The 18,875-nt window shown below is 66.2% G+C and carries 18 protein-coding genes; 13 read left to right on the top strand and 5 right to left on the bottom strand.

The features are described from left to right. The first annotated feature begins 135 nt into the window (after window positions 1-135). Window positions 136-498 carry a hypothetical protein gene (locus CI41S_RS20940; RefSeq protein ID WP_139861395.1) on the top strand — a complete coding sequence of 121 codons (363 nt, stop codon included), beginning with the start codon at window positions 136-138 and terminating at the stop codon, window positions 496-498. A 12-nt stretch (window positions 499-510) separates the two neighbouring features. On the opposite strand, the gene CI41S_RS43600 is transcribed toward CI41S_RS20940, so the two are convergent. Next, complete coding sequence (locus CI41S_RS43600) at window positions 511-678, bottom strand: hypothetical protein (RefSeq protein ID WP_172628119.1); 168 nt, start codon at window positions 676-678, stop codon at window positions 511-513. A 275-nt stretch (window positions 679-953) separates the two neighbouring features. On the opposite strand from CI41S_RS43600, the gene CI41S_RS20935 reads away from it, so the two are divergent. After that, the gene (locus CI41S_RS20935; RefSeq protein ID WP_139861394.1) at window positions 954-2,216 is read left to right on the top strand and encodes an MFS transporter; all 1,263 of its coding nucleotides are present in this window, start codon (window positions 954-956) and stop codon (window positions 2,214-2,216) included. Window positions 2,217-2,294: 78 nt separating this feature from the next. Here the strand turns inward: CI41S_RS20935 and CI41S_RS20930 are convergent, their stop codons facing one another. Continuing rightward, the gene (locus CI41S_RS20930; RefSeq protein ID WP_139861393.1) at window positions 2,295-3,059 is read right to left on the bottom strand and encodes a hypothetical protein; all 765 of its coding nucleotides are present in this window, start codon (window positions 3,057-3,059) and stop codon (window positions 2,295-2,297) included. 52 nt (window positions 3,060-3,111) lie between these two features. On the opposite strand from CI41S_RS20930, the gene CI41S_RS20925 reads away from it, so the two are divergent. Continuing rightward, on the top strand, window positions 3,112-4,524 hold the full coding sequence (locus tag CI41S_RS20925) for a sensor histidine kinase (RefSeq protein WP_139861392.1): 1,413 nt from the start codon (window positions 3,112-3,114) through the stop codon (window positions 4,522-4,524). Window positions 4,525-4,632: 108 nt separating this feature from the next. Here the strand turns inward: CI41S_RS20925 and CI41S_RS20920 are convergent, their stop codons facing one another. Next, window positions 4,633-5,403: an enoyl-CoA hydratase gene (locus tag CI41S_RS20920; RefSeq protein ID WP_139861391.1), complete on the bottom strand. Its 771-nt coding sequence runs from the start codon at window positions 5,401-5,403 to the stop codon at window positions 4,633-4,635. A gap of 133 nt (window positions 5,404-5,536) precedes the next feature. On the opposite strand from CI41S_RS20920, the gene CI41S_RS20915 reads away from it, so the two are divergent. Then, window positions 5,537-6,073 carry a PaaI family thioesterase gene (locus tag CI41S_RS20915; RefSeq protein ID WP_139861390.1) on the top strand — a complete coding sequence of 179 codons (537 nt, stop codon included), beginning with the start codon at window positions 5,537-5,539 and terminating at the stop codon, window positions 6,071-6,073. A 66-nt stretch (window positions 6,074-6,139) separates the two neighbouring features. Continuing rightward, window positions 6,140-6,754 (top strand): TetR/AcrR family transcriptional regulator, encoded by a 615-nt coding sequence (locus tag CI41S_RS20910; protein ID WP_139861389.1) that lies wholly within the window; start codon window positions 6,140-6,142, stop codon window positions 6,752-6,754. 159 nt (window positions 6,755-6,913) lie between these two features. On the opposite strand, the gene CI41S_RS20905 is transcribed toward CI41S_RS20910, so the two are convergent. Continuing rightward, entirely contained in the window at window positions 6,914-7,852 is a 939-nt protein-coding gene (locus CI41S_RS20905; protein ID WP_139861388.1) for a LysR family transcriptional regulator, read from the bottom strand. A gap of 121 nt (window positions 7,853-7,973) precedes the next feature. On the opposite strand from CI41S_RS20905, the gene CI41S_RS20900 reads away from it, so the two are divergent. The 8 genes from CI41S_RS20900 (at window position 7,974) to CI41S_RS20860 (ending at window position 17,624) form a co-directional block, all read left to right on the top strand. Continuing rightward, the gene (locus CI41S_RS20900; protein ID WP_139861387.1) at window positions 7,974-9,470 is read left to right on the top strand and encodes a CoA-acylating methylmalonate-semialdehyde dehydrogenase; all 1,497 of its coding nucleotides are present in this window, start codon (window positions 7,974-7,976) and stop codon (window positions 9,468-9,470) included. A 128-nt stretch (window positions 9,471-9,598) separates the two neighbouring features. Beyond that, the gene (locus CI41S_RS20895; protein ID WP_139861386.1) at window positions 9,599-10,744 is read left to right on the top strand and encodes an isobutyryl-CoA dehydrogenase; all 1,146 of its coding nucleotides are present in this window, start codon (window positions 9,599-9,601) and stop codon (window positions 10,742-10,744) included. Next, window positions 10,741-11,823, top strand: a complete 1,083-nt coding sequence (locus tag CI41S_RS20890; RefSeq protein ID WP_139861385.1) for an enoyl-CoA hydratase/isomerase family protein — start codon at window positions 10,741-10,743, stop codon at window positions 11,821-11,823. The genes CI41S_RS20895 and CI41S_RS20890 overlap by 4 nt, the downstream gene beginning before the upstream one ends. Window positions 11,824-11,847: 24 nt before the next feature. Next, complete coding sequence (gene mmsB, locus CI41S_RS20885) at window positions 11,848-12,735, top strand: 3-hydroxyisobutyrate dehydrogenase (RefSeq protein WP_139861384.1); 888 nt, start codon at window positions 11,848-11,850, stop codon at window positions 12,733-12,735. 133 nt (window positions 12,736-12,868) lie between these two features. Beyond that, a complete protein-coding gene (locus tag CI41S_RS20880; protein WP_139861383.1) occupies window positions 12,869-14,599 on the top strand; it encodes an AMP-binding protein in 1,731 nt (576 codons plus the stop codon). 3 nt (window positions 14,600-14,602) lie between these two features. Continuing rightward, window positions 14,603-15,082 (top strand): MaoC family dehydratase, encoded by a 480-nt coding sequence (locus CI41S_RS20875; RefSeq protein WP_139861382.1) that lies wholly within the window; start codon window positions 14,603-14,605, stop codon window positions 15,080-15,082. Between the two features lie 259 nt (window positions 15,083-15,341). Beyond that, window positions 15,342-16,259, top strand: coding sequence for an SDR family NAD(P)-dependent oxidoreductase (locus CI41S_RS20865; protein WP_139484122.1), 918 nt, complete (start codon window positions 15,342-15,344; stop codon window positions 16,257-16,259). A gap of 123 nt (window positions 16,260-16,382) precedes the next feature. Beyond that, window positions 16,383-17,624 carry a BaiN/RdsA family NAD(P)/FAD-dependent oxidoreductase gene (locus tag CI41S_RS20860; protein WP_139861380.1) on the top strand — a complete coding sequence of 414 codons (1,242 nt, stop codon included), beginning with the start codon at window positions 16,383-16,385 and terminating at the stop codon, window positions 17,622-17,624. A gap of 2 nt (window positions 17,625-17,626) precedes the next feature. Here the strand turns inward: CI41S_RS20860 and CI41S_RS20855 are convergent, their stop codons facing one another. Beyond that, window positions 17,627-18,844 carry an MFS transporter gene (locus CI41S_RS20855; RefSeq protein ID WP_139861379.1) on the bottom strand — a complete coding sequence of 406 codons (1,218 nt, stop codon included), beginning with the start codon at window positions 18,842-18,844 and terminating at the stop codon, window positions 17,627-17,629. Window positions 18,845-18,875: the final 31 nt, after the last annotated feature.

Raw genomic sequence — 18,875 nt, 5'->3', positions numbered from 1 at the left:
CATTGCGCTGACACGCGGCGCGGCGCATCCTCAGCGACGACGGCACGGCTAGCACGTACGTGCCATCGCCTTGCCCGCGATTTCTTCCGAAACTGTCCTGCGCCTGCATCGACCCGGCAATCGGGGTCAAGGAAGATGGAGAGCTTTCGGGATTTGTGCTTCGCCTGCTTCTGCATTCTGGCCTTTGGCAGTGCCGCTGCGGTTTGCGAGATGGTGCTCCCGCAAGCCATCATCGGCGCGAGCGGGTGCACATGGACCACAGGGGTGGTGGCGGTCTTTACCTGTGGGCCGGGACTGCCTGGTCGTGCCGCCGAAGTGCTGCTCAACTGGCCGCTTCTTCTGGTGTTCGCGCCTGTCTTCACGGCTTCCGGGCTTGTCCCGCCAAACGGCTTCCTGATGCTTTTCGTTGCGGGTCTTGACGCCATCCTCGTGCTTGGCGTCGTCCATCCATTTCTGGTGCTGGCACGCAGGGCGTCGTGCCGCGCGCGTGCGCGCTGAGTCCGATCTCGCCTAGTCCGAGCGCCAGGCGCCGAGCAAGAACCGGCGTTTTGGCGACGGGCCCGCCTGCTTGCGGACCTCAGGCAGATCGACGGCGTAATGTTTCATCAACAGCCTGATCGCCACCGCGACGATCACGAACGGCGTGACATAGATCGCGAAAACTTCGAAGGCCCTCATGGCGTTCCTCCGCGATTTCGAGACCGGGATCATACCACGATGGCCAGGTAAAAGGGCCGGCCATGATCGCGATTGCCGGAATCAGATCGCGAGCGCGCCCTGACGACCGCCGGGCTGGCCGGACGCGCGGCGGCGCATGGCCGCATGCGGCGGCATCAATTGACACCGGCAGCCTCGGGGCTACCCTGCCGCAACAGGGAAGTTTTCCCAGAGAATCAAGACCCAGAAGAACCAAGAAAAGGGGCAGGGAGCGCCGTGAATCCCGTCATCGCGTCTTGAGCGGGCCCACGCGGACATCCGCGCTCGCGCCATTTCGCATCCGCAGCTATCGCTTTCAGTGGCCGTCCGACCTGCTCACCTCCTGGGCGTTCGAGGTCGAGACGCTGGTGCTCGGCTGGTACATCATGGTCGAGACCGGCTCGGTGCTGCTGCTGACCGTGCTCGCCTCGCTGCAATATGTCGGCACGCTGGTCGCGCCGGTGGTCGGCATGATCGGCGACCGCATGGGCCACCGCGATCTCCTGGCGGTGATGCGCTTTGCCTACACGGCGCTGGCAGGGACCATCATGACGATGGCGCTGACCGGGCACCTGGCGCCGCTCAATGTCATGATCATCGTCGCGCTGATGGGCCTGATCCGCCCGTCGGATCTCGGCGTGCGCGGCGCGCTGCTCGCCGACATCATGCCGCCCGAGCGGCTGGTCGGCGCCATCAGCCTGGCGCGCACCACGCAGGATTCGGCGCGCATCGCCGGCGCCCTGACCGGCGCCGGGCTGTTTGCCGCGCTCGGCCTCGGCTACGTCTATGTCGGCATCACCTGCTTCTATTTCATCGCCGCCGTGCTGATGCTCTGCATGAGGCGGCCGGCGAAAACCCATGTCATGGCGGATCACGCGGCGGGCGCCACGTTCAGCGCGACGCTGCTGCGCGACCTCAAGGAAGGCATCGTCTATGCCTGGAGTGGCCCCGGCATGCGCGCCGCGCTCTGCGTCGCGTTCCTCGCCAATCTCACCGCGTTTCCGCTGACCAACGGCCTATTGCCCTATGTCGCGCGCGACATCTTCCAGACCGACCAGACCGGGCTCGGCTATCTCTCGGCAAGCTTTGCGGTCGGCTCGCTGATCGGCTCGATCACGCTCAGCATGGCCGGCGGCGTGCGCATTGCGCGGCTTCTGATCGGCGCGACGCTCGCCTGGTACGCGATGCTCTTGGTGTTCGTCGAGCTCCGCACCATGCCGGTGGCGATGGCCTGCCTGGTGCTGGCGGGCATCGCCCAGAGCATGTCGATGATCGCCGCCGCCGTGATGCTGATGCGCAACGCCAGCGCGCATCTGCGCGGCCGGGTGATGGGCGTGCGGATGATGGTGATCTACGGCCTGCCGCTCGGCCTGCTCGCCGCCGGCAGCCTGATCGACCTGATCGGCTATACCGCTACCGGCACGCTGCTCGCCGCCGCCGGCTTCCTCGCGATGCTCGGCATCGCCTTGCACTGGCGCGCCGATCTGTGGCCGACCCACGCGCCGGCGAACGCAAGGTGAGGCGCGTAGCCCGGATGAGCGAAGCGATATCCGGGGACGACTGATCCCGCATGTCGCTCCGCTCATGCGGGCTGCGGGCTATTCCCTGGTCCGCCACTGCACGAGCGCCGCCCAGAAAAGCATGAAGAATGCCGCTCCCATGACGGCTGAATAGAAAGTGACAGGGAAGCTCCGCCACCGGTCATCCAGCCGATAGCCCAGCTGACCCCATTTCTTTTCTATTCGGCTGCCGACGGGAATGCTTCGCTCCAGGAAAGCGTCGGTTGGGCCTGCGACATAGGGGGTGTCGTGGTTGCTCGCATCGCGAACAACGTATTCGGTCGCATATCTGGGGGCTCCTTTTGACGGCTTATCCAGGCTGGAAACGACGACGCCATCGAGTTCGGTGGCGTATCGCGCCCACAAGGTTTGAAACCCGAAGCTCCACAGAATCCATAGCGCGAGGATGGTGAGAATGACGGACTGCGAATTCGGATATTTCATTGTGGGGCCTGACAATGTGAAGGCGACCTCATGGTCCCGTTTCCCACGCACTGAAAAGCGTAGCCCGGATGGAGCGGAGCGCAATCCGGGATAACGCGATCCGCGGATCATGCGTTCCCGGATTACGCTGCGCTCCATCCGGGCTACGGCATCATACAAGAAGCAAGTAGCCCGGATGAGCGAAGCGATATCCCGGATGATCGGCCCCGCTCGGCATCGCGCTGCACTGGCGGGCCGACCTCTGGCCGACCCACGCGCCGGCGAATGCAAGGTGAGGGAGCGGGCGCGGCGTGTTGCCGCGCTTCCACTAAGGATGTACCAAAAAGGCAGCGACAGCGCGGCGCCGCTGTCGTAGATCATTTTCCGAGCTCCATTTTCCAGTGCCGAGACCTTTTCACCCGCAATACCCGTAATGCATGGCCTTTTGACCCGCCTTGGACTGCGCTTTGAAGACGTCGTCGAAGAGCGCCGGTTCGTCGACCAGTATGTGCGGGGCAATATCGGCTGGACCCAGGTAGCGATGCTGCTCGGTGTGCTCACCTACGCCGGATATGCCTTCTGGGACTGGGTGCTTTACCCCGAAGTCGTGTCGACCACGCTGGCGATCCGCGGTGGAACCGCGCTGTTCGTGCTGCTGCCGCTGACCTTGCTGCTTTCGGTTCCGGCGGCGAAGAGCTGGGCCGAAACCATCTTCCTGGTCTATTGCGTGGTTCCGGGCTGCGTGCTGCCGAGCGTCTATCTCGTGCTGCCCTCGGGGTTCACCTACGCCGCGCCCGGCATGATCATGGTGATCCTGTTCGTCTCGACCATGCTGCCGCTGCGGGTCGGCTCGCTGGCCGTGTTCTGTTTCGCGACCTGGATCGCCCTGTGCATCGCTGAATCCTTTGCCCCCGCCTTGCCGGCAGGGCTGCGTTTCATCAACCATTCGCTGGTCTGCAACGCCTACGCGCTGTCGCTCTATGCCGTCGCCGCCCGCGAGTTTCGCGCGCGCAGGCAGTTCCGCACTGCCGAGGCCCTGAAGCAGGAGAAGGAACGCTCGGAGGCCTCGCTGCGCGAGCTGCACGCGACCCAATCGCATCTCGTCCAGGCCGAGAAGCTCGCTTCGCTCGGACAACTCGTCGCCGGGGTCGCGCACGAGGTGAGCACGCCGCTCGGCCTCGCGCTGACCACGTCCACGGCCATGGAGACCGACCTTCGCACCATCGCCCGCACCCTGAATGGCACTGCGGTCCGGCGGTCCGACCTGATGAAAGGCATTGGACGGCTGGGGGAGGGGCTGCGGATCACCTTTGAAAACCTGCATCGGGCGTCCGAGATGGTGCACAGCTTCAAGCAGGTCGCCATCCACCAGGCCGACGAGGAGAGCCATACGTTCGAACTCGGGGGATGGCTTTCAGAGCTCGTCGCAAAGCTCGGGCCATTGCTGTCGCGCCAGGGCTTGATCGTCGACGTCACCTGCCCGCAGGGGATCATCCTCAACAGCTATCCGGGTGCGCTGGCGCAGGTGATCAGCAACCTCGCCTTCAACGCGGCGGCGCACGCCTATCCGGACGGCAAAGGAGGCGTCTTCATGGTGACGGTCTCGCAACCGGAGCCGACCGCGGTGCGGATCGTTTGTGCCGATAGGGGAATTGGAATTCCAAGCGATATGCAGGGGCGCGTGTTCGATCCGTTCGTCACCACCGGACGGGAAAGGGGCAATATCGGCCTCGGACTGCACGTCGTGTTTAACATCGTCGTGTCGTCGCTCAGCGGGCGTATCGAACTGGACAGCAAGCCGAACTGCGGCACGCTGGTGGCGATCGAGATTCCGGTGTCGGGATAAGGCAAGCGTAGCCCGGATGGAGCGGAGCGCAATCCGGGGCAAGTCGATCCGCGGACAACGCGGCCCCGGATTGCGCTGCGCTGCATCCGGGCTACAAGTGCCTGACCGCTATCGCTTCCGGTCCAGAAACCCCCGCAGCAGGCGCTGCGGCTCGCCGGTCAGGAAGGACTTTCCGAACACGCCGACGCTGAGGTTGACCGACTCGGTCAGCGGCAACTCTTCCCATTGCCGCAGCAGATCCTTCTGGATGCGCAGCGCCTCGGGGCCGCATTCCAGCAGCGCCTTGACCGTGTGCTCGACGGCCTCATTGAGGCCGCCAGGCTTTGCCACCGTGTCGACCAGGCCCCAGGCCAGCGCGGTCGGGGCGTCGATGTTCTCCGCGGTCATCATCAGCCAGCGGGCGCGGCCCCAGCCGATCAGGCGCGGCAGCAGCGCGGCGTGGATCACCGAGGGGATGCCGACGCGCACCTCGGGCATGCCGAACATCGCATCATGCGCCGCAATGCGGACGTCGCAGGCCGCCGCAACCTCGAGGCCGCCGCCGAGACACCAGCCGGGCAGGCGGGCAATCACCGGCGCCGGAAACTTTCGTATCGCCTCGCAGAGGTCGCGCAGCCGGGTGATGAATGCCTCGGCGGACTTCTGATCGAGCTTCGCCATTTCCTTGATGTCGGCGCCGCCGATCATGCTGCGCTCGCTCTCGCCGGCGAGGATCACCGCACGGATCGTCGGATCGGACGCCAGATGCTCGAAGCCGGCGCGGACGCCGTCGGTCACCGCAGAGCTGACGATGTTCAGCTTGCCGGCGTCGCAGATGGTCAGGCGGACGACGCCTCTTAAGTCGCGGTCGATGCCGCAATGGGGATTGAGCATGTCCATGGAATGGTCCCGGCGCCGGAGTTGATCGCGCCATGTCCCGGACAAGGCACGGCTTTGTCAAGGGAGCGGCGCCAAGGTTGCGCCGGACGGAGCGCTCCGATAGAATTATGATCATCATTCCAATGGAGCCGTCATGACCGCGGAGACCACCGACCTGTTTTCGCCCGACCTGCTGCGCGTGCGCGTGGTGGAGTGGCAGGCGCCGGGGCCGGCCGCGCAGGCGGCGGCGCCGATGTCGGGCATCGAGGCGATGCGGGCGATCCGCGACGGCGTTCTGCCGCCGCCGCCGATGGCCAGGCTGATCGGTCTGCGCATGAGCGTGGTCGAGGAGGGGCGGATCGTGATGGAACTCGAGCCGCACGAGAGCCTCGAAAACACCATTGGCCTCTTGCACGGCGCCACCGCGGCGGCGCTGCTCGACACCGCCATGGGCTGCGCCATCTCGACCATGCTGCCGGCGGGGCAGACCTCGGTGACGCTGGACCTCAAGCTGGCCTATCTGCGCCCGCTGTCGGTGCGCTCGGGAACCATCACCGCCGAGGGCAAGATCATCAAGCTCGGCCGCCAGACCAGCTATACCGAGGGCTTCGTGCGCGACGGCAAGGGCAATCTCGCAGTGCACGCAACCGCGACCTTTTCCATGGTCGGCGAGCCGGCCAAGGCGAAATAGAAATAGCTGGAGCTTTTCCGCCGTACATCTGCTATTATATGATTAGAAACATTTCATGAGAGTGGCATGCGCTATTCCAAGGAACACAAGCAGGAGACCCACGCGCGGATCGTGCGCAAGGCCGCAACCCGGCTGCGCGAGAAGGGCGCCCACGGCATCGGCGTTGCCGATTTGATGAAGGACGCCGGGCTGACCCATGGCGGCTTCTACGCGCATTTCGATTCGCGCGAGGCGTTGGTGATCGAGGCCTTCAATTATGCGATGGACCGCGCCACCGAGCGCTGGCGCAAGGTCACCGCCGATGTGGCGCCGGAGAAGCGGCTGGCCACCGTCGTCGACGGCTACCTGACCGCGGCTCACCGCGACGATCCGGGCCAGGGCTGCGCGGTGCCGTCGCTCGGCGCCGAGATCGCCCGCGAGAGCCCGAAGACCCGCAAGGCGTTTGCGCTCAAGCTCGAGCAGATGATCGACATGATCGCCGACCAGATCGTCGACGTGCCGCGCAAGGCCGCGCGCAAGCAGGCGATGGGTGTGCTGGCCACCATGATGGGCACCATCGTGATGTCGCGGATCGCGGGCACCGGCGAATTGTCGGACGAGATTTTGGGCGCCGGCCGCGAGGCGGTGCTCGGCCGCGCCGCGCCGGCGGCGAAAGCGCCGGCGAAGAAGAAGGTGAATTAAGCCGTCGAGCTGGACTGGCGCAGCGCGCTCAAAAGCCAGACCCGTCATCCTGAGGTGGCCGCTTCTTCAGCGGCCCTCGAAGGATCGGCGGCCACCAGCCGGGCCGATTCATCCTTCGAGGCTCGCCCAGCGGCGCAAGTGCGCCGCAAGGCTCGCACCTCAGGATGACGGGGTGGATGGAGTTACACTTCCCCCAAACAACGCCCGCTCGGCTTCCACCGTCTCGTAGATGTAATCCGCCACCGCGCGGATGCGCGCCAGGTCCTTGCTGTCGGCGTGCATCAGGAGCCAGAAGGTGCGGGAGATCCGCACCTCGTCGGGCAGCACCGGCACCAGCTCCGGATGCGCCGTCGCCATGAAGTGCGGCAGCACGGCGATGCCGAAGCCGGCGATGGTGGCGTTGAGCTGCGCGATCAGATTGGCGCTGCGGAATTTGGCGGAAATCTTTGGCGAGACCTGCGGCAGATAGTCCAGTTCCGGCGTGAACAGCAATTCCTCGATGTAGCCGACGAAGCGGTGCTTTGACAGATCGGCGCGCGCGGCGATATCAGGCGCCTTGGCGAGATAGGCCGGTGCGGCATAAAGCCCGAGCGTGTAGTCCAGGAGCTTGCGGCCGACGATGCGGCCTTCCTTCGGCATGGTCAGGCTGATGGCGATATCGGCCTCGCGCTTGGAGAGCGAGAACAGCCGCGCGGTGGCGACCAGCTGCAGATCGAGATCGGGATACCGCTCGGTGAACTTGACCAGCCGCGAGGCCAGGAAGTGGCTGCCGAAGCCGTCGGGCGCCCCGATCCGCACCGTGCCGGTGAGATGCGCCCGCGAGCCGCCGACCGCCTCCTGGTTGGCGACGATGGTGGATTCCATCGCCTCGGCGCTGTCGGCGACGCGCTGGCCGGCTTCCGTCAGCAAGTAGCCGGTCTTGCGGCGATCAAACAGTTTTGCCGAGAGGTGGCGCTCCAGCCGGTCGACACGCCGGATCACTGTGGCATGATCGACGCCGAGCTGCTTGGCGGCAGCCGAAACCGACCCGCCGCGCACGATGGCCAGCACGAAACGGAAGTCGTCCCAGTCGATGGTGCCGCCGCCTTGATCCAGCATTTCCGCACATCTATGGTGCAATTTATCGGACTTGTATCCTGTAAAATGCAGGGTCAATAGAGTTTGTAAAGCGATCCTGCCGCTGGAAGCGGCGATTCAGGTCCCCAGAGGGAGGTTATTCATGCGCTCAGTCGGACATTTCATCGGTGGCAAGGAGGTCAAGGGTACGTCGGGCCGCACGGCCGACGTCTTCGAGCCGATGACCGGCGAGGTCCAGGCCAAGGTGGCGCTGGCCTCCAAGGCCGAAGTCCGCGCCGCGGTCGAGAACGCCAGGGCGGCGCAGGGCGAATGGGCCGCGACCAACCCGCAGCGCCGCGCCCGCGTCATGATGAAGTTCGTCGAGCTGGTGCAGCGCGACTATGACAAGCTCGCCGAGCTGCTCGCGCGCGAGCACGGCAAGACTGTCCCCGACGCCAAGGGCGACATCCAGCGCGGCCTCGAAGTCGCCGAGTTCGCCTGTGGCATCCCGCATCTGATGAAGGGTGAGTACACCGAGGGCGCCGGCCCCGGCATCGACATCTATTCGCTGCGCCAGCCCCTGGGAGTGGTCGCCGGCATCACGCCGTTCAATTTCCCGGCGATGATCCCGATGTGGAAATTTGCGCCGGCGATCGCCTGCGGCAACGCGTTCATCCTAAAACCGTCGGAGCGCGATCCTGGCGTGCCGATGAAGCTCGCCGAGCTGATGATCGAGGCTGGCCTGCCGCCCGGCATCCTCAACGTCGTCAACGGCGACAAGGAGGCGGTCGACGCCATCCTCGACGACCCCGATATCAAGGCGATCGGCTTCGTCGGCTCGACCCCGATCGCGCAGTACATCTATGAGCGCGCGGCGCAGACCGGCAAGCGCTGCCAGTGCTTCGGCGGTGCCAAGAACCACGCCATTGTGATGCCCGACGCCGACATGGACCAGACCGTCGACGCGCTGATCGGCGCCGGCTACGGCTCGGCCGGCGAGCGCTGCATGGCGGTGTCGGTCGCCGTCCCCGTCGGCAAGACCACCGCCGACCGGCTGATGGAAAAGCTGATCCCGCGCGTCGAGTCGCTCAAGATCGGCACCTCGGTCGATCCGTCGGCCGATTACGGCCCGCTGGTGACGCGCGAGGCGGTCGAGAAGGTCAAGAACTACATCGACATCGGCATCAAGGAAGGCGCGACGCTCGCGGTCGACGGCCGCGGCTTCAAGATGCAGGGCTACGAGAAGGGCTTCTATCTCGGCGGTTCGCTGTTCGACAACGTCACCAAGGACATGCGGATCTACAAGGAAGAGATCTTTGGCCCGGTGCTCTCGGTGGTGCGCGCGCACGACTACCACGAGGCGCTGGCGCTGCCGTCCGAGCATGACTACGGCAACGGCGTTGCGATCTTCACCCGCGACGGCGACGCCGCGCGCGACTTCGCCGCGAAGGTGAATGTCGGCATGGTCGGCATCAACGTGCCGATCCCGGTGCCGATCGCCTATTACACCTTCGGCGGCTGGAAGAAGTCGGGCTTCGGCGACCTCAACCAGCACGGTCCGGATTCGATCCGCTTCTACACCAAGACCAAGACGGTGACCTCGCGCTGGCCGTCCGGCGTCAAGGAGGGTGCGGAGTTCTCGATCCCGACGATGAAGTGATGGTGTAGCCTGGCCGTCATTGCGAGCGCAGCGAAGCAATCCATCTATCCCCGCATGGAGGAATGGATTGCTTCGTCGCTTCGCTCCTCGCAATGACGAGCAACAGCCTTCGAGGATTAGGCGGCGAGATGCAGTTCGCTCTCAACGAGGACCAGATCGCGGTTCGCGACATGGCGCGGGCGTTTGCGGCGGAGAAGATCGCGCCGCACGCGCTTCGCTGGGACGAGGAGAAGCATTTCCCCGTCGACGTGATGCGCGAAGCGGCAAGCCTCGGCATCGGCGGCATCTACATCAAGGACGACGTCGGCGGCTCAGCGATGACGCGGTTCGACGCGGCGCTGATCTTCGAGGCGCTGGCGACGGGGTGCCCGACCACCTCGGCCTTCATCTCGATCCACAACATGGCGTCCTGGATGATCGATGCCTATGGCAACGACACCCAGCGCCACAAATGGCTGCCAAAGCTCTGCACCATGGAGCTGCTGGCGAGCTACTGCCTGACCGAGCCGGGTGCCGGCTCCGACGCCGCGGCGCTGCGCACCCGCGCCGTGCGCGACGGCGATCATTACGTCCTCAACGGCCAGAAGCAGTTCATCTCCGGCGCCGGCGACACCGATATCCTGGTCGCGATGGTGCGCACCGGCGGCGATGGCCCGGGCGGCGTCTCGACCATCGTCATCGACGGCAAGACGCCGGGCGTCTCGTTCGGCGCCAATGAACGCAAGATGGGCTGGAACGCGCAACCGACCCGCGCCGTGATGTTCGAGAGCGCCCGGGTGCCGGTCGAGAACCGGCTCGGCGAGGAGGGCATCGGCTTCAAGATCGCGATGGCCGGCCTCGACGGCGGCCGCCTCAACATCGCGGCGTGCTCGCTCGGCGGCGCGCAGGCGGCGCTCGACAAGGCGCTGGCCTACATGAAGGACCGCAAGGCGTTCGGAAAGCGGCTCGACGAATTCCAGGCGCTGCAGTTCAAGATTGCCGACATGGCGACCGAGCTGGAGGCGGCGCGCACCTTCCTGTGGCGCGCCGCGGCGGCGCTCGACCGCAAGGATCCGGATGCCGGCATGCTGTGCGCGATGGCAAAACGGTTCGGCACCGATGTCGGCTTCGAGGTCGCCAACCAGGCGCTGCAGCTGCACGGCGGCTACGGCTACCTCAGCGAATACGGCGTCGAGAAGATCGTGCGCGACCTGCGCGTGCACCAGATCCTCGAAGGCACCAATGAAATCATGCGGCTGATCGTGTCGCGCAAATTGATCGAGGGCGCGCGATGAATGATGCGACGATTGCCGATGGAGACCTGATCGCGCGCAGGGAGGGGACGGCCGGCATCATCCGCCTCAACCGGCCGAAGGCGATCAATGCGGTGACGCTGGAGATGTTTCACGACATCGACCGCGCGCTCGACGCCTTCGAAGCCGATCCCGAAGTGGCGGTGATCGTGCTGGAAGGCGCCGGCGAGCGCGGCCTGTGCGCCGGAGGCGACATCCGCGCGCTCTGGGAGAGCTCGAAGGTCAAGGGCGATCTCGGCAAGATCCTGTGGCGCGACGAGTACATCCTCAACGCGCGGATCAAGAAGTTTCCGAAGCCATACGTCGCCTTCATGGACGGCATTGTGATGGGCGGCGGCGTCGGCCTGTCGGCCCATGCGCGGCATCGCGTGGTGACGGATAAGACCAAGCTCGCGATGCCCGAGGTCGGCCTCGGCTTCTTCCCGGATGTCGGCGGCACCTATCTGCTGTCGCGCTCGCCCGGCGAGACCGGCAGCTATTTTGGCCTGACCGGCACCACGATGAACGGCCCCGACGCGGTCTACGCAAAATTTGCCGACGCCGTGGTGCCGAGCGCTAGGCTGCCGGCGCTGCGCGAGGCGCTGACCAAGGTTGCATCTCGCACCAGTTCCGCCGAGATCGACCGGCTGATCGCGGGTTTTGCCACCGGCGAGAAGGCAGGCCCCGTCGCCGCGATGCAGGCCAGGATCGACGGCTGGTTCGCGCGCGGCAAGATGGAAGATATCGTCGCCGCGTTGCAGGCCGACAGCTCCGAGCTGGCGCAGGCGACCTTGAAGACGCTGGGCGAGAAGTCGCCGCGCGGCATGGTGGTGACGCTCAAGCTGCTGCGGCTGGCGCGGGCGACCGCGACGCTGGAAGAGTGCCTGGTGCGCGAATATCGCGCCGCGCTCGAAGTGTTTGCCAGCGACGATTTCCGCGAGGGCGTGCGCGCCGCCGTGATCGACAAGGATCGCGATCCGAAATGGCAGCCTGATCGGATCGAGGATGTGACGCCGGAGATGGTCGCGCCTTACTTCGCCGAGATCGGCGCTGACGAATTGAAATTTCCAGACAGCAAATAGAAACGTCGCAAGGGGAGAACCGTCATGGCAGCAGTCGCATTCATTGGGCTCGGCAATATGGGCGGGCCGATGGCGGCCAATCTGGTCAAGGCCGGCCACAAGGTGACGGCGTTCGATCTGGTCGCGGCCTCGCGGGATCAGGCCAAGAGCGATGGTGCCGCGATCGCCGACAGCGGCGCCAGCGCGGTGAAGGGCGCCGATGTCGTCATCACCATGCTGCCGGCCGGCAAGCACGTGCTCGGCGTCTGGAACGAGGTGCTGCCCGCGATGAGCAAGGGCACGCTGATCATCGATTGCTCGACCATCGACGTCGAGAGCGCCAAGCAGGCGCATGCGCTGGCGGCCAAGCACGGCATGGCCTCGGTCGATGCGCCGGTATCCGGCGGCACCGGCGGCGCCAAGGGCGCGACGCTGACCTTCATGTGCGGCGGCGAGGCCAAGGCGTTCGCGGCGGCGCAGCCGGTGCTCGCCAACATGGGCAAGAAGATCGTGCATTGCGGCGGCGGCGGCGCCGGGCAGGCGGCCAAGATCTGCAACAACATGATCCTCGGCATCTCCATGATCGCGGTCGGCGAAGCCTTCGTGCTGGCCGAAAAGCTCGGCCTGTCGCATCAGGCGCTGTTCGACGTCGCCTCGACCTCGTCGGGGCAATGCTGGTCGCTGACCACCTATTGCCCGGTTCCCGGCCCGGTGCCGACCTCGCCGGCCAACAACGATTACAAGCCGGGTTTTGCCTCCAACCTGATGGTGAAGGACCTGACCTTGGCGCAGGACGCGGCGAATGCCGCAGGCGCGGTGACGCCGCTCGGCAAGCATGCGCAGGAGCTCTATAAGACCTTCGACGCGTCCGGCCATGGTGGGGTCGACTTTTCCGGGATTATCCAGCACGTTCGCGGCCTCGCTGGCAAATAGCGGGGCTCCGCCGTAACCCGGATGGAGCGCAGCGAAATCCGGGACAAGCTTGCCAGCTTGCGCGACCGAACCCGGATTGCGCTGCGCTCCATCCGGGCTACGTTGAACGTACATTCGACGGGCTGGGACGAAGATGACCACATTCCAGGACGCACGCGCTTTTCTGCTTGAGCATCGCACCGACTACGAGGTCGCGGTGAGGGAGTTTCGCTGGCCGGATCCGGTGCCGTTCAACTGGGCGCTGGATTGGTTCGACGAGCTGGGACGCGCTGCCGATAGCCGCGAGCGTCCGGCGCTGTGGATCGTCGATGCTGCCAGCGGCAACGAAACCAAGCTCTCCTTCGCCGAGTTGTCGCGCCGCTCCAACCAGGTGGCGAGCTTTCTGCGCGCCCAGGGGCTGCAGCGCGGCGATCATCTGCTGCTCTTGCTCGGCAATGTCGTGCCGCTGTGGGAGACCATGCTGGCGGCGATGAAGCTCGGCGTCGTCGTGATCCCTGCGACCACGCTGCTGACCCCGGATGAACTGCGCGACCGGCTCGACCGCGGACGCGCCAAGGCCGTGGTGGCGACCCAGGACCAGGTCGCGAAGTTCGTGGGCCTCGGCAGCGAGAAGCTCGCGCGCATCGTGGTCGGCGCGACGCAAACATACGACGGCTGGCTGTCGTTCGAGGATTCGGCGAAGGCACCCGAGGCGTTCACGCCCGACGGCCCGACCAAGGCCGACGACCCGATGCTGCTCTATTTCACCTCGGGCACCACGGCCAAACCAAAACTGGTGCGGCACAGCCAGCGCAGCTATCCGGTCGGCCATCTCTCGACCATGTACTGGATCGGGCTGCAGCCCGGCGACGTCCATCTCAACATCTCCTCACCGGGCTGGGCCAAGCATGCCTGGAGCTGCTTCTTTGCGCCCTGGAATGCCGGCGCGTGCGTGTTCGTGGTCAACCAGCCGCGCTTCGACGCCAAGGGCTTGCTCGCCACTATCGGCCGTTGCGGCGTCACCACACTGTGCGCGCCGCCGACGGTGTGGCGTCTGTTCATCCAGGAGCAGCTTTCGAGCTTCAAGGTCTCCCTGCGCGAGGTCTGCGGCGCCGGCGAGCCGCTCAATCCCGAAGTGATCGACCAGGTGCAGGCGGCCTGGGGCCTGACCATCCGCGACGGCTACGGCCAGACCGAGACCACCGCGCTCGCCGGCAACTCGCCTGGGCAAAAGGTGAAGGTCGGCTCGATGGGCCGGCCGCTGCCGGGCTATCGCGTCCAGGTCACCGACAATGACGGCCATGCCGCCACCGAGGGCGAGGTGACCTTGCTGCTCGGCGCTGACCGGCCGGCCGGGTTGATGCAGGGCTACCAGGGCGACGACGGCAAGCTCGTTGGTGCCGACGGCGAGATCTATCGCAGCGGCGACGTCGTGTTCACCGACGAGGAGGGCTATCTCACCTTCGTCGGCCGCACCGACGACGTGTTCAAATCCTCCGATTACCGCATCTCGCCGTTCGAGCTGGAGAGCGTGCTGCTCGAGCACGATGCGGTTGCGGAAGCCGCGGTGGTGCCGAGCCCGGATCCGATCCGGCTCGCGATCCCGAAGGCCTATGTGCTGTTGGTGGCCGGCGTCGAGCGCACGCCGGAGACGGCGCTGTCGATCTTCAAGCACCTGCACACGCGGCTGGCGCCGTTCAAGCGCATCCGCAAGCTCGAGCTGGTCACCGAGCTGCCGAAGACGATCTCCGGAAAAATCCGCCGCGTGCAGTTGCGCCGGCTCGAACATGACGATAACCGGAGCGATGCATTGCGCGGAAAAGAGTTCCGCGAGGAAGAATTTCCGGAGCTGCAGAGGGTGCGGACGGCCGGATCGGAGAGCTGATCAATGAACGAAGTCTGGAAGAAGCCGCCGGTGTCGCTGGAAACCTACCAGGGCATGGTCGGCAAGGAGATCGGCGTGTCGTCCTGGCACCTGATCGATCAGGGCCGTATCGACACCTATGCCGGGGTGATCGAGGATCATCAGTTCATCCATGTCGATCCCGAGCGGGCGAAGAAGGAGACCGCCTTCGGCACCACGATCGCGCACGGCTTTCTGACGATGTCGCTGATGTCGATCATGTCCTACGAGGTGATGCCGGTCGTCGAGGGCACCGCGATGGGCGTCAACTACGGTTTTGACAAGCTCCGCTTCCTCTCGCCGGTCCGCTCCGGCAAGCGCGTCCGCGGCCGTTTCGTGCTCGCCGAGGCGACCTTGCGCAAGCCGAAGGAGCTGCTGTCACGCACCAGCGTCACGGTCGAGATCGAGGGCGAGGAGAAGCCGGCGCTGGTCGCCGACTGGCTCGGTTTGATCTATTTCAACTAGTTTCGGCCACCCCTTGGCCGTCACGGCCGGGCTTGACCCGGCCATCCATCGCTGCTCAAAACGTCTCCAACTTTTCAGGCCGCCCGGGCGGTGCACCCTCTCCCCTTGTGGGAGAGGGTGGCGCAATCGAGCGGAAGCGAGACGAAGCCGGGTGAGGGGTATCTCTCCGCGAGCTCATCTGCGGAGAGATACCCCTCATCCGGCGCTTCGCGCCACCTTCTCCCACAAGGGGAGAAGGGAAGAACAGCAGGAACCGACAATGGCAATCAGGTTTGACGGACGCGTCGCTATCGTCACCGGCGCGGGCAATGGTCTTGGGCGGGCGCATGCGCTGGGGCTGGCCAGCCGCGGCGCCAAGGTGGTGGTCAATGATTTCGGCGGCGCGCGCGACGGGACCGGCGCTTCGCTGTCGCCGGCCGAAGCCGTGGTCGAGGAAATTCGCAAAGCCGGCGGCACCGCGATGGCCGACGGCGCCGACGTCTCCAATTTCGAGCAGGTCACCGCGATGGTCGAACGCGCCACCAAGGAGTGGGGCAGCGTCGACCTGCTCTGCGCCAATGCCGGCATCCTGCGCGACAAGTCATTCGCAAAGCTCGAGGTCGCCGACTGGGACAAGGTGCTCGGCGTGCATCTGACCGGCACCTTCTACTGCTGCAAGGCGGTGTGGGCCGGCATGCGCGAGCGCAACTACGGCCGCATCGTGCTGACGACCTCGTCGTCCGGCCTGTTCGGCAATTTCGGCCAGGCCAATTACGGTGCCGCGAAGGCCGGCATGGTCGGCCTGATGAATGTGCTGGCCGAAGAGGGCCGCAAGAACAACATCAAGGTCAACACCATCTCGCCGACCGCGGCGACCCGCATGACCGAAGAGTTGCTGCCGCCGCAGGCGCTGCAACTGATGCGGCCGGAAGCGATCACCCCGGCGGTGGAATTTTTGCTCAGCGAAGACGCGCCGACCCGCACCATCATGGGTGCCGGCGCCGGCTCGTTCGCCGTGATCAAGGTGCTGGAGACCGAAGGCGTCAACCTGCCGCAATCGGAATGGACGCCCGACGCGATCGCCGCAAACTTTGCCGAGATCGGCAACATGTCGACCGCCAAGGCGCTGCAGGGCGCCTTCGAGCAGACGCAGAAATACGTGGCGCAGGCGGCGGCAAGGGCGGGGATCAAGCTGTAGGTCCCGTCATTCCGGGGCGCGCGGAGCGCGAACCCGGAATCTCGAGATTCCGGGTCTGGTGCTTCCGCACCATCCCGGAATGACGCTTTTGTCGTGGCGCCGAGCTGGGCCTACACTCACGCCATGTCCTCCTCTTCCGCCAAACAAGCCGCCATCATCGGCGCCGGCCCCGCCGGCCTGATGGCGGCCGAGGTGCTGGCGCAGGGCGGCGCCGACGTCACCGTCTACGACGCGATGCCGTCGGCGGGGCGCAAATTCTTGATGGCTGGCCGCGGCGGGCTCAATCTCACCCACTCCGAACCGCTGCCGGATTTTCTCGCGCGTTACCGCGAGGCGATGCCGCATCTCAAGGCGGCGATCGAGGCGTTTCCGCCAAATGCGTTGCGCACCTGGACCGAGGCGCTGGGGCAGCCGACCTTCGTCGGCTCGAGCGGCCGCGTGTTTCCAAAGGCGTTCAAGGCTTCGCCGCTGCTGCGTGCCTGGCTGCGGCGGCTCGATGGCGCGGGGGTGCGTTTTGCATTCCGGCATCGCTGGCTCGGCTGGGACGAGTCCGGCGGGCTGCTGTTCGCAACGCCGGATGGTCCGCGCGCGGTCAAGGCCGATGCGACGGTGCTTGCGCTCGGCGGCGCGAGCTGGCCGCGGCTCGGCTCCGACGGCGCGTGGACGGTAATCCTCGCCGCGAAGGGCATCGCCATCGCGCCGATGCGCGCGGCCAATTCCGGTTTCACCGTCGCTTGGTCAAATATCTTCCGTGATCGCTTCGAGGGCCAGCCGCTCAAGGGCGTCGGGCTGACGATCGGAGCGCACACCGTGCGAGGCGAGGCGATCATCACCCGCTCCGGCATCGAAGGCGGCGCGATCTATGCATTATCGGCTGAGCTGCGCGACGCGGTGCTCGGTGTCGGGCAGGCGACACTGACGGTCGCGCTGCGGCCGGACCTCGACGTCGCCGCGCTGACCAGGCGCCTGTCGGGGACGCGCGGCAAGCAGTCGCTGGCGAATTTCCTGCGCAAGGCGGCGCAACTCTCTCCTGTCGGCATCGGCCTGACGCAGGAGGCAGCCATTGCGTCCGGCCGGCCGCTGGCATCGTTCTCGCCGGCAGAGCTCGCGCAGTTGATCGACGCAATTCCGGTTCGGTTGACGGGTGTGGCACCGATCGCGCGCGCGATCTCGAGTGCCGGCGGCATCAGCTTCGCCGAGCTCGACGAGCACTTCATGCTGCGGAAGCTACCGGGCGTCTTCGCTGCCGGCGAGATGCTGGACTGGGAAGCGCCGACCGGCGGCTATCTGCTGCAGGCGTCATTCGCGACCGGCGTGGCCGCCGGGAGGGGCGCGCTGAGGTGGCTCGATCCGCAAGATGGATAGGATCACGACGATCCGGTCTTCGTCGCGATGTCCGTGATGAGGCCGAGCACGCCGAAGGCGCCGGCGACCACGCAGACCATGGTCCAGCTGCCAAAGCTCCAGGCCGCGGAGGCGGCGGCAGCGCCAACGGCGCCGCCGATGAAGAACAACGCCACGAACAGGCCGTTGATCCGGCCGCGCGCCTCGGGCCGCAGCAGGTTGACTGCGCGGCGGCCGAGCGTCTGATCCGTGGAGATGCCGAGATCGAGCAGGATGGTGCCGACGCTCAGCGCCAGCAGCGCTGCGATCCGCGACTCCAGCACGGCGGCCCAGGCGCACAGCGCCAGCGCGCCGATGATCATGAGATGCGAGCCGATCAGCATCGGCCGCGCATAGCCGCGGTCGCCCCAGCGGCCCGCCAGCGGCGTCGCCACCGCGCCGGCGACCCCGATCAGGGCGAACAGCGCGATGCCCCTGGCGTCGAGGTGGAACGGCGCGTCGGGCAGGCGCAGCGCGACCGCCGCCCAGAACGCGGTGAACGACGCCATCACCAACGCCGCGGTCCATGCGCGGACACGCAGCACCGGCTCCTCGCGCAGCAGTCTTGGGAACGAGCGCAGCAGCGCGCCGTAGCCGACCTGCGCCGCGGGCTGCAGCGTCGGCAGCGTGCGTGCCAATGCGCCGGCCAGCACCGTCATCAGGACGGCTGACGTGACGTAATAGCCGCGCCAGTCCCAGGCATCCGCGATCAGGCTGGCCAGCGGCCGCGACAGCAGGATGCCGATCATCAATCCGCTCATGACGTCGCCGATCGCCTGTCCGCGGCGCTCCGGCGGCACCATCGAGGCCACCAGCGGCACCACCATCTGGATCGCCGCGCAGGACGCGCCGAGGATGAAGGTTGCAACGAGCAGGATCAGCGGCGTCGGCGCCAGCGCGGTGCCGCCCGCTGCCACGATGGCGCAGCCGAGCGTGCGCAGGATCAGCCGCTTGTTCTCGACGAGGTCGACCAGTGGCACCAAGAGCAGCAGCCCCAGCGCATAGCCGAGCAGGGTCAGCGTCGAGATAAGGCCGGCCTGTAACGCGGTCATGCCGAGCGAGTTGCCGATCAGGCCGACGAGGATTTGTGGCGCGAAGAGGTTGGTGACGACGGTGCCGGTGGTGATGGCGCCGATCCAGATCAGCGGGCGCACGGAGACCGCGCCGGCGGGTGAAAGCTTCGTGGCGTCGGAGATGGTCATGGAACCTCGCGAGGTGATTGCGAGGCCCCTT

The organism is Bradyrhizobium ivorense (genome assembly GCF_900696085.1).
GTDB classification, from domain to species: domain Bacteria; phylum Pseudomonadota; class Alphaproteobacteria; order Rhizobiales; family Xanthobacteraceae; genus Bradyrhizobium; species Bradyrhizobium ivorense.
This window is presented reverse-complemented; position numbering and strand designations above follow the sequence as displayed.